Origin of the sequence: Streptomyces sp. OR43 (assembly GCF_008042275.1) — a bacterium.
GTDB lineage: Bacteria > Actinomycetota > Actinomycetes > Streptomycetales > Streptomycetaceae > Streptomyces.
The window spans coordinates 3555876-3570041 of record NZ_RDBK01000043.1; the positions used below are offsets into that span (position 1 = coordinate 3555876).

Genomic DNA, 14166 nt, shown 5'->3' on the forward strand with positions numbered 1-14166 from the left:
TTCGGCCCGTCAGCCCACGCCCTGTAGGGCCTGCCGTCGTACCTCGGCGCAGCACTGACTGATCAGCCGTGACACGTGCATCTGCGAGATGCCGAGCGTCTCGGCGATCCTCTCCTGCGTCATGTCACGGAAGAACCGCAGGTACAGGATGGTGCGTTCGCGCTCCGGCAGGCGTCGCAGCGCCGGCTTCACGGCCTCGCGGTCGACGGCGGCGTCAAGGGCGGCGTCGCGGCAGCCCAGGGTATCGACGAGCGCATAGCCGCGGTTCCCTCCGGGGACCTCCGCGTCCAGCGAGAACGTCCGGTAGCTGTCCATGGCCTCCAGGCCCGTGCGGACCTCTTCCGGGCTCAGGCCGGTCTCGGCCGCTATCTCCGCGTCGGTCGGGACGCGCCCCTCCAGCCGCTGGGTGAGGTCGCGCCGTGCGAGGCGCACCCGGTTGCGCAGGTCCTGCACCCGCCGGGGAACGTGAATCCCCCATGTGTGGTCCCGGAAGTGCCGCTTCAGCTCGCCCGTCACCGTGGGGATGGCGTACGTCTCGAACGCCTTGCCGCGCGACGGGTCGTAGCGGTCGACTGCCTTCACCAGGCCCATCGCCGCTACTTGGCGCAGATCCTCCAAGGACTCTCCGCGGTTGCGGTACTTGCCGGCCAGTCGGTGCGCCATCGGCAGCCAGGCGCAGACGATCGCCTGACGCAGATCGTCCTTGCCGGGGCCGTCGGGCAGGGTCCGCAGCCGGCGAAAGGCGGCGTCGGGGCAGTCGACGGGTTCCCGTACTCGTGTGTGGGCGTCAGCCATTGGTTGCGTCACTCCCTCGGCGATGCAGTGTGCCACTTCACCCGGGGAGCGAGTCGGTCCGGACAGGGCGCACCCGGAGCGCAGCTCCACGGGTGTGCCTCCTGTCTGAAGCACACACCCATTCTACCCGTTCGGTTCAGACCCACACGCGACGAGAAGTGCCCTCCGACCGGCCGTGCGGCGGGCGGCACCGGGGCTGTCTTCCCAACCACCAGTGCCTGCGCTGCCGCGTACGCGAGGAGCGTGACGAACGGGTACCCACCAGGTCCGTGCGAAACACGGAGGAGTGCGGCCGCCGATCGGCCGGTTGAAGACGGGGCTCGTGGGAACCCGTCGGGCGAACGGGTCGAGGGGGGACCAACCAGGACACGGCGCACGCCGGGGAGGAGCGAGGAGCGATGGCAAGGCACGCGGAGCTCGTCCGGGCACTGGCGATGAGAGCGAAGGCAGCCAAGGAGCGGGCGGACGGCGCGGCCCTGGGCGACGAGCGGCTCAAGGAACTGGGGCGGCGACGACAGGCGGAGGCCGAGGCGCGAGCGGCTCGGCGCAGGAGCGGTCACTGACGGGAGCGCCGAAGACGCACCGGGACCGCAACCGGAAGTGAGGAGAGGGCGCATGCGTGCATTGACATGGCAGGGACGGCGGGACGTCCGCGTGACGACCGTGCCCGACCCGAAGATCAAGGATCCGACGGACGTGCTCATCCGGGTCACCTCGACCGGCATCTGCGGGTCCGATCTGCATCTGTACGAAGTGCTGGGCCCCTTCCTCGACGCCGGGGACATCCTCGGCCACGAGCCGATGGGGGTGGTCGAGGAGACAGGTTCCGCGGTCACGGCGCTGGCGCCCGGGGACAGGGTGGTGGTGCCGTTCAACGTCTCCTGCGGCGACTGCTTCATGTGCGACCGGGGGCTCCATTCGCAGTGCGAGACCACGCAAGTGACGGAGTACGGCAGCGGCGCAGCCCTGTTCGGGTACACCAAGCTCTACGGCCAGGTACCGGGCGGGCAGGCCGAGTTCATGCGGGTGCCGTTCGGCAACACCCTGCCAATCAAGGTTCCGGACGGCCCGGACGACGACCGCTTCGTCTATCTCTCGGACGTCCTGCCGACCGCCTGGCAGGCCGTCGAATACGCCGCCGTCCCACCGGGCGGCAGCGTCACCGTGCTGGGACTGGGCCCGATCGGCGACATGGCCGCGCGGATCGCCCGGCACCGCGGCGCAGGTCTGGTCATCGGCGTGGACCTGGTCCCCGAACGGCTGGCGCGGTCGGCCGCGCGGGGCATCCAGACCGTGGATCTGGCGACGTACGGAAAGGACGTGGCGCAAGCGGTCCGGGACCTCACCGGCGGCCGTGGCACCGACGCGGTCATCGACGCCGTGGGCATGGAGGCCCACGGCTCACCCGTCGGCAAGGCGGCCCAATGGGCCACCGGACTGCTGCCCGACACGGCCGCGCGGGCTCTGATGGAGCGCGCCGGCGTCGACCGGCTCACGGCACTCCTGACCGCGATCGACGTGGTGCGCCGAGGCGGCACCCTCTCCATCTCCGGCGTGTACGGAGGTGCCGCGGACCCGCTGCCGTTGCTCACCCTGTTCGACAAGCAGATCCAGCTGCGCATGGGGCAGGCCAACGTCAGGCGCTGGGTGCCCGACATCCTGCCGCTGCTCACCGACGAGGACCCGCTCGGTGTGGACGGCTTCGCCACCCACCACCTTCCGCTCGACGAGGGGCCGAAGGCGTACGACACCTTCCAGAAGAAGGCCGACGGCATGGTGAAGACGCTGCTCAGGCCGTGAGGCAGGGGCCGGTCACACCGCCCCCGGACGAACACGAGGAGCGACGATGAACGCATCTCAGGGCCTGCGCGTCGTGGTGACGGGCGCGACGGGAAACGTGGGCACGAGTGTGATCCGGGCCCTGTCGCGGGACCCCGCGGTGGGATCGGTGCTCGGCCTGGCCAGACGCGTCCCCGACCTCGTCGTCCCCGGCGTGGAGTGGGCGACCGCGGACCTCTCGCGGCAGGACCGTTCCGCGCAGCTCCAAGCGCACCTGGCCGGCGCCGACGCCGTGGTCCACCTGGCCTGGCGCTTCCATCCGACGCGTCGGCCGCTCGTCACCTGGCGCAGCAATGTGGAGGGCTCGATGCGGCTGTTCGAGGCCGTGCGCGGGGCCGGCGTTCCGGTGCTGGTCCACGCCTCGTCTCTCGCCGCCTACTCGCCGGGTCCGCAGCGCGAGCCCGGAGTCGACGAGCAGTGGGCCACCGACGGGTGGCCCGACGCGGCGTACAGCAGGGAGAAGGCGTATCTGGAGCGGGTCCTCGACACCTTCGAACTGCGCCACCCCCACATTCGCGTCGTCCGCATGAGGCCCACCTTCCTGTCCAAGGAGACCTCGGCCAGCGAGCAGCGCCGCATCTTCGCGGGACGCCATCTGCCCGGCGCCCTGATCCGGCCGGACCTGCTGCCCTTCCTGCCGTACCCGCAGGGCCTGCGCTTCCAGATGCTGCACACCGACGACGCCGCCGAGGCCTTCAGGCTAGCGGTGCTCACCGACGTGCGCGGCGCCTTCAACCTGGCCGCCGACCCCGTGGTCGACGCCCACCTGCTCGGCGAACTGCTGGATACCCGCGTCGTCCCCGTGCCGGCGGCGGTTGCCCGGGGCGCACTGGCCACCGCCTGGTGGACGCGGACCTCGCCGGCGCCGCCGAACCTCTTCGACGCCGTGCTGAGAATCCCTCTCATGAGCTGCGCCCGGGCCCACGAGGAACTGCGCTGGCGCCCGGCCCGTTCCGCCTCCGACGCCCTGAGCACCGTGCTGCGCGGTGCCGTCCACGGAGAGGGCGAGGACACGGCCCCGATGGCCGGGAAGCAGTGGGGCTGACGAGTCCCCGTATGTTCCCTCCCCCGAAAGGAGCGCGCGGTGAACGCATCGAAAGTCGCCTACAAGCCCGTGGGACTGCTGCTCGGCTCGCTGAGCGGTGCGGTGGCCGGCGGAATCTTCAAGACCGTCTGGAAACGGATCCAGGGCGAGGAGGACGCCCCGGACGCCACGGACCAGCAACGGCGCTGGCGAGAGATCCTCGTGGCGGCGGCGCTCCAGGGCGCCATCTTCGCCGCGGTGAAGGCGGCCACCGACAGGGCCGGCGCCACGCTCGTCAACAGGATGACCGGCGCATGGCCCGGCTGATCCGCTGGGACGCGGCCCGGCGAGGCCATCCCCGCAACGGGAAGGACGTCGCGGACTGCATCCATGCCCCCGGGCGGCCGGCGCCGGAAGCAGGGAACCGGAAGGAGGAGCGGCATGGGGACTTCACGCGGTGAGGAGACGACGCCGGACGGGGCGGCGGACTTCGTCCCTGCCCGGGGCGGCTTGGCCACGCTGCGCCGGGCAGCGGAAGGGTGCCGGGGCTGCCCCCTCTTCCGGGACGCGACGCAGACGGTGTTCGGGGCCGGCCCCGAACACGCACGGACCGTCGTCGTCGGTGAACAGCCGGGTAACCAGGAGGACCGGGAGGGCGAACCCTTCGTCGGCCCGGCTGGACGGCTGCTCCGCAAGGCGCTGGCCGAGGCCGGAATCGACGAAGAAGAGGTCTACTTCACGAACGCGGTGAAGCATTTCAAGTTCGCTCCGGTCAAGGAGGGCGGCAAGCGCCGCATCCACAAGGCTCCGAGCCTGCGCGAGATGTCGGCCTGCCGTCCCTGGCTCGACGCGGAGCTGCGACGGGTCGAGCCCGAACTCGTGCTGGCCCTCGGAGGGACGGCGGGCAAGTCGCTGATGGGAAACTCGTTCAAGGTCACGGAGAGCCGCGGAGCGCTGCTGTACCTGCCCGCGGGCACCTTGCCGGCCACCGCGCGGAGCCGGGGCGGTGACGACGCGTGCGGCCTCGTCGCGACCGTTCACCCCTCGGCGGTACTCAGGGCGACGGACCGCAAGGAGGCCTACCGGGGCCTCGTGGCCGACCTCGGCGTGGCCGCACGCTTCCTCACCTGACCGGGTCCCGCCGCGCTCACACCGCGCGTGGGGGCAGCGGCCGCCGGGCGGGACCGCAGCCGTCGAACCAGGGCGCGCGCCCTGGTGGAAGCGCACCGCGCGTGTCTCGCGCGGCGCCGGTTCACCCCTCCACGCCGGTGGCCCGGTGCGACGCGCCGACCGGTTTGGACTCCGGTGAGCCGCGCTGACGCAGGTAGACGGAGAGAATGACCATGGAGGCGACGGCCAGGAACTCCGACTGCCAGTTCTGCAGGGTGCGGCTCCAGAAGTCGGCGGACACCAGGTAGCCGGCCCAGCTCACGGGCGCTTCCAACTGGCGGAGCTGCTGTTCGTTGTACGAGGCGACACCGGCCACGGACTGGGCGAACCAGGACAGCACGAACAGGGCGCCCATCGTGATACCGAGGGAACGGGAGAACAGCAGCCGCCGCCAGCCGTCGGCCGCGGCCCACCGCGGTGAGTCGCCGCGGGCGTGGGCCCCGATGCGCTGGTCCTCGTCGGACTCGGGTCCGGCCTGATGCATGCTCTTGGACTCGGGCGAGCCGCGCTGGAGGAGCCAGACCGTGCCGAAGACGTAGAGGAAGAACTGCAGGTACTCCGACTGCCAGTTCTCCGTGACGTCCACCGCGAAGTCGGAGGACGTCACATAGGCGCCGAAGGAGACGGGGTAGAGATCGTCCACGGCGAGCTGCTCATTGAACTCGATGTGTCCCACGATCGCCTGACCGGTCAGCGCGAGAAGGAACGCCGCGCCGAAGGCGAGTGTCAGCGAGTTGTCCCGAATGAAGGTGCGCAAGGAAACCTCCTCCAGTGTCCGGTCGGTCGAAGTGATGAATCCTCGGCCGGCGGCCTCACCGGTTCATCAGTCCCACGGTCAGGAAGTACGCGAGACCGAGGAGAACACCGGCCAGGCACAGGAAAAAGAGGGTTCTCACGCTGTCAGGCCCCCTTGAGCTCGCACGAGTAGGGCTTGTCCGGCCGGGGCGAGCACCCTGCGGCCACCACCTTCCATCCACCGGGGAACAGAGAGAGGAACAAGGTGTCCGCTGCGAGGACCACGCGTGCCTGACGGCCGTGGACGTCCACCGTCCGGGCCTTTCCGCCGACGGGAAGCGAGACCCCGTCCAGGGCCTCCGGGCACGCGGCCCTTTCGTCGGACTCCAGCTCGGAGCGCGTACCCGGCGCCAGCGCCGCGCACACCGCCTCCGCGTCATGGGCCTTCCACGCCCGCTCGAAGGCGGTCGCCGCGCTCCGGGCGGCCGGCGACCGGTTGTCGCAGCCGAGCAGAACCAGGACCGGAAGCAGGAAGAGCAGCGTCCGCGAACGCCGAAGGCGGGAGTCCGTCACGGTAAGTCCTCGTACGTAGTCGGTAGCGATGAGGCATTGTCCCTTCGGGTATCTGCCTCGACTTGCGACACGCCAGGCCGGAGCGGACTGCGTCCGCCGGCCGCCGTGGGCGCCCCGCCCTTCCGTGGACCCGGCCCGCGCCTGAGCGCTCGCAGGCCGGGTGGCCGGATGGCACCATCGAATGCATGGGACGTACGGCCCTGATCGTCATCGACATGATCAACGACTACCGGCACGAGGACGCTGGACAGCTCCTTCCCGACGTGGAGCGCACGGTCCCCGTGATCGCCCGGCTGCTGGAGGCGGCCCGCGCACGGGACATCTCGGTGATCTACGCCAACGACAACTTCGGGGAGTGGCGGTCGCACCACGGCGAAATCGTGGAGATGGCCATGGCCGGCGCCCGGCCGGATCTGGTCGAGCCCGTTCTGCCGGACGAGAACTCGCTGTTCGTGGTGAAGGCCAGGCACTCGATCTTCTACGAGACGCCTCTTCCGTATCTGCTCCGTCAACTGGGCGTCGGCCACCTGGTGCTCTGCGGTCAGGTGACGGAGCAGTGCGTTCTCTACTCGGCGCTGGACGCGCACATCCGGCATCTGGACCTTACGATTCCGGAGGACGGCGTCGCTCACATCCACGAGGATCTCGCCCGTGCCGGGCTGCGGATGATGGAGCGCAACATGGGCGCCGATGTCCGCCCTGCCGAGTCGGTCGCCTTCTGACCCGGCATTCCCCGTGGCAGCACCGGGGCCCGGAGCGGCAGCCCCGTTCTCCCGGTGTCCGACCGGAAGGAACCGATATGACCCGCGCGGCCCTGTTCGATGTGGACGGAACACTCGTGGACACCAATTACCTCCACGTCGGCGCCTGGTGGGAGGCTTTCCGCCAGGCGGGACACTCCGTGCCCATGAGCGCCGTGCACCGGGCGATCGGTCTCGGCTCGGACGACCTGATCGAGCATCTCCTCGGAGCCGACCGGGACCGCGATCAGGACGCGGCCATCAGCAGCGCCCATTCCGCTCTCTACGCGACCTGCTTCGACCGCCTTCCCGCGCTGAACAGTGCGGCCGATCTTCTGCGCACCCTGGCGGCACGGGGGTGGGCGGTGGTCCTGGCCAGCTCGGCGAGCGGTCCGGAGCTTCAGGCACTGCGCAAGGCCCTCGATGCCGACGACGCCATCCGCGACACGGCCGGCTCCGGCGATGTGAGCGAGGGCAAACCCGCTCCGGCGCCGATCCGCCACGCGATGGAGCTGGGCCGGAGGAACCAGCGACGAGACGGTGTACGTGGGCGACTCCGTCTGGGACATGAAGGCCGCGACCGGCGCGTCGGTCACCGCGGTGGCGCTCCTTTCGGGCGGCATTCCCCGCGAGGACCTGGTGGGCGCCGGGGCCGCCGAGGTGTACCGGGACCCGGCCGATCTGCTGGCGCACCTGGACACAGGCGTCTTCGCCCGCATCGGAGCGGCCGGCTGAGCGCGGGCGGACCCGCCTGCCCGCGAAGCGGCCCGGTCACGTCCCGTCGCGAGTCAGCCGGTAAGTTCGTCCGCCGCAGGCCCGGGAACCCGGTCCGGGAGAGTGATCCACGTCGAAGGTGAAGGACGGTTGATGTCTGCTGCGGAGCATGTGGGGCCGGTGCCGGGAATCCCGTGCTGGGTCAACTTGATGGTCGGCGACCTGCGGGCGGCGCAGACCTTCTACGCGGCAGTGCTCGGCTGGGAGTTCCGGACGAGTTCCCTGGCCAGCGGTTTCCTGGTGGCATCGGTCGGCGGCCGGCCGGTGGCGGGCATCGGCGAGCGGCGGCCGGGCCTGACCCCGCCCTCGGTGTGGACACCGTACTTCGCTGTGCGGGACGCCACGGTGACGGCCGCCCGCATCCAGGAACGCGGAGCCACTCTGGCCGTGGGGCCCGTGGCCCTGGGCGAGGGGCGGGCAGGACTGGCCGCCGACCGCGACGGGGCGGCGTTCGGATTCTGGGAGGGCCCCGGCCCCGCCTGGTCGGTGGGAGAGGAGAGCGCCCCCGCACGGCTGGATCTCCAGACCCGGGACGTGTTCGATGCCGCGGTCTTCTACGGAGAGGTCTTCGGCTGGGCCGACCAGCCGGGCATCGACGTCGCGTACCGGCGTGATCACGTCTTGGTCGAGCGGGACGGACGGCCTGCTCTGTCCCTGCGCGGCGGCGGCGTGCAGACGTCCGCGCAGCCGCAGACCAGGCCGCGCTGGCTGGTCAACTTCGCCGTCGGCGACGTCGAACGGGCCGTGGCCACCGCCATCGGTGCCGGGGGCGGCAAACCCCGGCCGGCGGCCTCCGCCTGGTCGCCCGAAGGGTTCTCAGGCGTCCTCCAGGACCCGGGCGGCGGACTGTTCACCCTCACCCAACATCGCACGTGACGGCCGGCGCGGCAGGACCGGCCGCCCGGAAGGAGCCGCGCCCCACGTCCGTGTCCGACACGGCGGCGGGCGCTGCCGCCTCGGTGATGACGGGGTCGCCGCGAGGAGAGCGCGGGCAGGGACCACCGTTCGGAGAACGCGCGTGTCCCGTCACCCGCTCGGCTCAGCCAAGCGGGTCCCGGTGGGCGCGTGCGCGGCGGCCGGCCGAGATCAGAGCGGTGGCGCCCCGTGCGCGGATCGCGGCCCGCGCCGCGTTGGCCCCTGGTCCGCCGTGCACACCGCCTCCCGGATGGGCGGCCGCGGACGCCAGGTAGAGGCCGCGGACAGGCGTCTCGGGCCGGCCGGTGCCCGGGACGGGCCGGAACACCAGCTGCTGATGGAGGCTGCTGGTTCCGCCGTTGATCGCGCCGTTGTGAAGGTTGCTGTCGGCGGCCTCCAGGGCGGGGGGAGGCAGGAGGCGTCTGGCCATGATGTGGCTCCGGAACCCGGGAGCGTAGCTCTCGATGCGCCGCTCCAGCCGGTCGGCGAACGTCTCGGCCTCGGCCGCGTTCCAGCGGCCGGTGAGTCCTTCCTCGCCGGCGTCGGACTTCACGCGGTGCGGCACATGGGTGTAGGCCCACGCCGATTCCGTGCCCTGCGGCGAGCGTGAGGGGTCGGCGGTGGTCATCTGGCCCAGCAGGACGAAGGGGCGGTCGGGGATCTGCCCCATGGCGATCTGGGCGGCGAACCGGGTGAGTTCGTCGACGCCCTCCGCCACGTGCACCGTGCCCGCCGAACGGGCGTCCGCCGCGCTCCATGGAATGGGCCGGTCCAGGGCCCAGTCCACCTTGAACGTGGCGAAGTCCCACTGGAAGCGCCGCAGGTCGCCGAGGACGCGGGGCGGCAGATGCTCCGGGGCGAGCAGGTCCAGATAGAGGGAGGGCGCCGACACATCGGCGAGCACGGCCTTACGGGCCCGTACGGCGTCACCGTTCTCCGTACGCACGCCCACCGCACGGCCCCGCCGCACCACCACCTCCGTCACTCGGCTGCCGCAGCGCACCTCGACGTTGCGGGCCCGCAGCCGCCGCACCAGTGCGGCTGTCAGGGCGCCGGCGCCCCCCTCGGGCACGGGGAATCCGTAACGCTGCCCGAGCATGGCCATCAGCCAGCCGAACCCGCCGCTCCCGGCGGCTTCGGGGGGCAGGTCGGCATGGAGCGCGTTTCCGGCCAGCAGGAGCCGCCCTCCCTGGCCGGCGAATTCCTCCTCGCCCAGCCGGCGTACCGGCAGGAGCAGGCTCCGGGCGAGGCGCAGGCCGTCCGCCGCACGCAGGTGGGCCGCCAGCGCGGCGGTGGCACGCACGGGCGGGAAGGGGGTGAAAAGGGCCCGCAGGACGTCGTCGCCCACCCGGTCCCACACCTGGCACAGGGACGTCCACGCCTCCCCGTCCCCGTCCACGAACCGGTCCAGTCCGGCCGCGGTGCCGGCCCGGTCCGCGTGGAGCACCGCGCAGTCGCCGTCGATCAGGGGATGGGCAAGCACGGACGGCGCGCGGCTCCACCGCAGCCCGTCACGGTGCAGATCCAGACCCGCCAGCACCGGGGAAGCGGCTGCCAGCGGATAGAACGCGCTGAACAGGTCGCTCACGAAGTCCGGGTGCACCCCCCGGTCGCTGCGTACGGCCCCGCCCGGCTCGTCCTGGCTCTCGAAGACCTCGACGCTCCACCCGGCGTCGGCGAGAAGATTGGCCGCGACCAGGCCGTTCGGCCCGCTTCCGATGACCACCGCGTCCGCCATCATCCATGGCCCTTCACTCGGGGGACGGTCCGGACGGTGCGCCGCCCACGGTGTGCACCGTCAGCTGTCGCTCGCCCGCTCGTCGACCACGGAGGCGAGGCGCCCCAGCATGGCCCGGTGACGGAGCTGGAGCAGCACGTCGGCCGCCGCGTTGTGCAGGCTGCCGCCCGCGCCCCGGAGCGGGTGCTCGTCGAGCTGCACCAGCGTCTCGTCGCCCCATGGCCGGATGTCGAAGGCGATGCGCGCCGAACCCAGCAAGCCGCTGTGCGCCTCCAGTTCGAGAATGCTCGGGCGTTCGAGCCGGCGCACCACGGTCCGGCCGTGGAACTCCTTCGGACCGACCCGCACGGTGTACTCGATCGAGGATCCGACCTCGGGCCAGTGCCCCTGCGCAGGGCGCGAGGCGGAGGTGCCGACCACCCATTCCCCGTACAGGTCCGGCCGTTCCAGTACCGACCACAGGGCCGACGGCGGGTGCTTGATCAGCTGATGACGTATGGCCATGAGCGTCTCCAGACGCGGCAGGAGTGCCAGAAGAATCCGTGATGCGTCGTCTTCCACCCTAAGCCGCCCGCAGCGACCCGACACTCCGCAGCGATCCGGGTCCGGACACGACGGCGACGGCCATTGGAGCGGCCGGATGACGCGTCTGCCGCAGCACGGAGCCGTTCTTGTCGCTCTCCGTCCTCGCCTCCGCTACGACTGGTGACGGGGCAGACTCCGGGCCCCGGGCGGCTCGCCGGGTGAGCGCCGGCGTCCGCCGGAGTCCACAGCGAGCGGCCGGCCTGTCGCGGAGGGAAGAATCCGCGCTCGGTCGGCTGGGCGCGGTGGACGGATTCACGCTCTCGTTGTGTCGGCGCCCGGTTTCTGGATACCGGCCCTTTCGTGCCTCTCGCGCACCACGCCTACGGATGGAGCAGTCATGAGCGACAACCGCCCCGAGTCCCCTGCCGGGCAGCCGGACGGGTCAGGCCCCGAAGAGGGCATCCCCGGAAAGCCCGCAAGCGCCGATCCCTCCCTGGCCGAGCCGACCACGGCCCGCGAGCCCCTGCCGCCGAAACCGGACCAGCGCGGGCCCGAGACGGTCAGCCCGACCGGGCAGGCCACCGGAGCGAACCCGGCACGGATGGCGCAGAGCGGCTCGTACCTGACCACCGCGCAAGGGGCACGCCTCCACGACACCGATCACTCGCTGAAGGCCGGGCCCAGGGGTCCGGTCCTGCTGCAGGACCATCATCTGCGCGAGAAGATCACCCACTTCGACCACGAGCGGATTCCGGAGCGCGTCGTCCACGCGCGAGGGGCCGCCGCGCACGGTGTCTTCCGCGGTTACGGTGCGGCGGCGAACATCTCGAAGGCGGCCTTTCTGGCTCAGGACGTGGAGACGCCGGTGTTCGTCCGGTTCTCCACCGTGCTCGGGTCGCGCGGTTCGGCCGACACCGTGCGTGACACCCGCGGCTTCGCGACGAAGTTCTACACCGAGGAGGGTGTGTTCGACCTCGTCGGCAACAACATCCCGGTGTTCTTCATCCAGGACGCGATCAAGTTCCCCGACATCATCCACGCGGGCAAGCCGCATCCGGACCGGGAGATCCCGCAGGCCCAGAGTGCGCACGACACGTTCTGGGACTTCGTCACCCTGCACTCGGAGGCGACGCACCACACGCTGTGGAACATGTCCGACCGGGGCATCCCGCGCTCCTACCGGATGATGGAGGGCTTCGGTGTGCACACCTTCCGCCTGGTCAACGCGGAGGGGGCGACGACGCTCGTCAAGTTCCACTGGAAGCCGAGGCTGGGCGTCCATTCGATGGTCTGGGAGGAGGCCCAGATCACGAGCGGGGTCGACCCGGACTTCCACCGCCGCGACCTCGCCGACGCCATCGAGGCCGGAGCCTTTCCGCAGTGGGAACTGGGGGTGCAGACCTTCCCCGACAATCCCGAGCAGATGTTCGAGGGTATCGACCTCCTCGACCCGACGAAGATCGTCCCGGAGGAACTGGCGCCGGTCCAGCCGATCGGGCTCATGACCCTGAACGCCAACCCGGCGAACTTCTTCGCCGAGACCGAACAGGTCGCCTTCCACGTGGGCAACCTGGTGCCCGGCATCGACGTGACCAATGACCCCCTGCTCCAGGGGCGCCTCTTCTCGTACGTGGACACCCAGCTCACGCGCCTGGGCGGCCCGAACTTTCCGCAGCTTCCGATCAACCGCACGCACGCGCCGGTCAACGACATGCTGCGCGACGGCATGCACCAGACGGCGGTGCACCGGGGCGTGGCTCCCTACCGGCCGAATTCGCTGGACGGTGGCTGCCCGTTCGTCGCCGGGGAGGACACCGGCGCCTACATCGAGGTACCGGTGGAGGTGGCGGAGGGAGCCAAGGTGCGGGAGGCGGCCGCTTCCTTCGACGACCACTTCAGCCAGGCCCGCCTGTTCTGGGTCAGCATGTCGCCCGTCGAGCGTGAGCACATCATCGGTGCGTACACCTTCGAACTGGGCAAGTGCTACGAGGAGAACGTCAAGCGGCGGGGTCTTGAGGCTCTCGCGCGGATCGACGGCGAGCTGTGCGAGCGGGTGGCCGCGGGGCTCGGCCTGCCGGCCCCCGCGCCCGAAGAGGCCCTGGCGTCGCCCGAACCCAGTCCGGCGCTGTCCCAGCTGGGACGGACCTGGCCCCCGGACGGCCGCGTCGTCGGCATCGTCGCCGACGACAGCGCGGACCTCGCTGCCGTGCGCGCGGCGCGCAGCGCCGTCCTGGAGGCCGGCATGGTGCCCCTGATCGTCGCACCGGCGGGCGGGAAGCTGGATACGGACGGCGATCCGGTCACGGTGCAGCGCACGTTCGCCACCGCCCGGTCCATCGAGTTCGACGCCGTGCTGCTGGCCGGGGTGCCCGGAGCGGGCGCCGACGCGATCGGTGCGCGGGACGCGAAGGCGGGGGATCCTCAGGGCGCGGCCGCCGCGGCGGATCCGCGGGTACTGATGCTGGTGGCCGAGGCGTTCCGGCATGGCAAGGCGATCGGCTTCTGGGGCGGCGCGGACGCGGTGCTCACGGCGGCGGGCGTCCCCACGGACGCGGCCGGGGTCGCCTCGGGCGGGAGCGAGGAGGTGGTGCGGGAGGTCACCACGCTCCTGGGCGGCCACCGGGCCTGGGAGCGCTTCCCGGTGTCGGGCGCGTAGGCGAGCGCACTCTCCCGCCGCCTGCGCACCCGGGTGGCAGACAGGCCCACGGCCTGGCACGCGCCGCCTGCCGACGAGCGGCGGGAGAGTCCCGAAGCCGTCAGGCGTGGGGCAGGCGGCGGAAGGGCCGAGGCTGGGCAGCGGGCACCCGGTCGGCCGCCGTCCCGCGCGTGATCCGCCGACGCCGGCCTCCCGGAGGGATCGCCGTACGCGGGCCGGCGACCGGGCCGAGGAAGAGGTGGCCCACCCCTGCGCGTCGGCTGTGCGGCCGGCGAACGGAATTTCGGGTTCAGTTCGGGGGAGGGCGGCCGAAGAAGGAGTCGTAGCCCGGTGGCAGCTGGAGCAGGATCCGGCGGGTCAGCTCCTCGCCTGCCGCGTCGGCGGTCACGCTCAGCACGGCGCTGACGTCCCAAGCCGCGGTCTGTTCGGTGGCTCCCTCGATCCACGCCGCGGTTGCCCGCAGGAACCGCTCCGGAGAGAGCGGCTCCGTGGCCTGCAGGGGGTTGAGCAGAATCAGGGCGAAGGTCTCGGGAAGCCGGGCGGCCAGCTCGGCCCGGACCTCACCCACCACATGCGCCCCCAGCAGTGCCACAACCGTACGCGCGGCCCGCTCGGCCTCCTGAGCCGTTTCGTACTCACCTCGTTCCTGCACCGTGCTGAGAAACGCTTCCCATCGCATGAC

The 14166-nt window shown here is 71.5% G+C and carries 14 protein-coding genes and 1 pseudogene; 9 read left to right on the forward strand and 6 right to left on the reverse strand.

Going from position 1 to position 14166, the window contains the following annotated elements:
• Positions 1-9 precede the first annotated feature (9 nt).
• Positions 10-795 (reverse strand): SigB/SigF/SigG family RNA polymerase sigma factor, encoded by a 786-nt coding sequence (locus EAO72_RS35210; RefSeq protein ID WP_148021089.1) that lies wholly within the window; start codon positions 793-795, stop codon positions 10-12.
• Between the two features lie 398 nt (positions 796-1193).
• Between EAO72_RS35210 and EAO72_RS42315 the strand changes: the two genes are divergently transcribed.
• The 5 genes from EAO72_RS42315 (at position 1194) to EAO72_RS35230 (ending at position 4789) form a co-directional block, all read left to right on the forward strand.
• Positions 1194-1358 (forward strand): hypothetical protein, encoded by a 165-nt coding sequence (locus EAO72_RS42315; protein ID WP_187285317.1) that lies wholly within the window; start codon positions 1194-1196, stop codon positions 1356-1358.
• 52 nt (positions 1359-1410) lie between these two features.
• Complete coding sequence (locus EAO72_RS35215) at positions 1411-2595, forward strand: zinc-dependent alcohol dehydrogenase (protein WP_148021090.1); 1185 nt, start codon at positions 1411-1413, stop codon at positions 2593-2595.
• A gap of 46 nt (positions 2596-2641) precedes the next feature.
• Positions 2642-3679: an NAD-dependent epimerase/dehydratase family protein gene (locus tag EAO72_RS35220; RefSeq protein WP_148021091.1), complete on the forward strand. Its 1038-nt coding sequence runs from the start codon at positions 2642-2644 to the stop codon at positions 3677-3679.
• A gap of 39 nt (positions 3680-3718) precedes the next feature.
• Positions 3719-3985 (forward strand): DUF4235 domain-containing protein, encoded by a 267-nt coding sequence (locus tag EAO72_RS35225; RefSeq protein WP_148021092.1) that lies wholly within the window; start codon positions 3719-3721, stop codon positions 3983-3985.
• 114 nt (positions 3986-4099) lie between these two features.
• On the forward strand, positions 4100-4789 hold the full coding sequence (locus EAO72_RS35230; protein ID WP_148021093.1) for a UdgX family uracil-DNA binding protein: 690 nt from the start codon (positions 4100-4102) through the stop codon (positions 4787-4789).
• A 121-nt stretch (positions 4790-4910) separates the two neighbouring features.
• On the opposite strand, the gene EAO72_RS35235 is transcribed toward EAO72_RS35230, so the two are convergent.
• Together EAO72_RS35235 and EAO72_RS35240 are read right to left on the reverse strand one after the other, a co-directional pair.
• Positions 4911-5585 carry a DUF6766 family protein gene (locus tag EAO72_RS35235; protein WP_148021094.1) on the reverse strand — a complete coding sequence of 225 codons (675 nt, stop codon included), beginning with the start codon at positions 5583-5585 and terminating at the stop codon, positions 4911-4913.
• Between the two features lie 143 nt (positions 5586-5728).
• A complete protein-coding gene (locus tag EAO72_RS35240) occupies positions 5729-6136 on the reverse strand; it encodes a hypothetical protein (protein WP_261991731.1) in 408 nt (135 codons plus the stop codon).
• Between the two features lie 185 nt (positions 6137-6321).
• Here EAO72_RS35240 and EAO72_RS35245 point away from each other — a divergent pair, with 185 nt between their 5' ends.
• The 3 genes and pseudogenes from EAO72_RS35245 (at position 6322) to EAO72_RS35255 (ending at position 8526) form a co-directional block, all read left to right on the forward strand.
• Positions 6322-6858: a cysteine hydrolase family protein gene (locus tag EAO72_RS35245; protein WP_148021095.1), complete on the forward strand. Its 537-nt coding sequence runs from the start codon at positions 6322-6324 to the stop codon at positions 6856-6858.
• Between the two features lie 77 nt (positions 6859-6935).
• Positions 6936-7611 (forward strand): annotated as a pseudogene (locus EAO72_RS35250) (HAD family hydrolase).
• 132 nt (positions 7612-7743) lie between these two features.
• Positions 7744-8526, forward strand: coding sequence for a VOC family protein (locus EAO72_RS35255; protein WP_187285318.1), 783 nt, complete (start codon positions 7744-7746; stop codon positions 8524-8526).
• Positions 8527-8689: 163 nt separating this feature from the next.
• On the opposite strand, the gene EAO72_RS35260 is transcribed toward EAO72_RS35255, so the two are convergent.
• Both EAO72_RS35260 and EAO72_RS35265 read right to left on the reverse strand, forming a co-directional pair.
• Positions 8690-10303, reverse strand: a complete 1614-nt coding sequence (locus tag EAO72_RS35260; RefSeq protein WP_148022214.1) for a phytoene desaturase family protein — start codon at positions 10301-10303, stop codon at positions 8690-8692.
• Positions 10304-10363: 60 nt separating this feature from the next.
• On the reverse strand, positions 10364-10807 hold the full coding sequence (locus EAO72_RS35265; protein ID WP_148021096.1) for an SRPBCC family protein: 444 nt from the start codon (positions 10805-10807) through the stop codon (positions 10364-10366).
• Between the two features lie 418 nt (positions 10808-11225).
• On the opposite strand from EAO72_RS35265, the gene EAO72_RS35270 reads away from it, so the two are divergent.
• Complete coding sequence (locus EAO72_RS35270) at positions 11226-13484, forward strand: catalase (RefSeq protein WP_148021097.1); 2259 nt, start codon at positions 11226-11228, stop codon at positions 13482-13484.
• Positions 13485-13773: 289 nt separating this feature from the next.
• Here EAO72_RS35270 and EAO72_RS35275 read toward each other — a convergent pair whose 3' ends face one another.
• A complete protein-coding gene (locus tag EAO72_RS35275; protein WP_148021098.1) occupies positions 13774-14163 on the reverse strand; it encodes a DUF2267 domain-containing protein in 390 nt (129 codons plus the stop codon).
• Positions 14164-14166 lie beyond the last annotated feature (3 nt).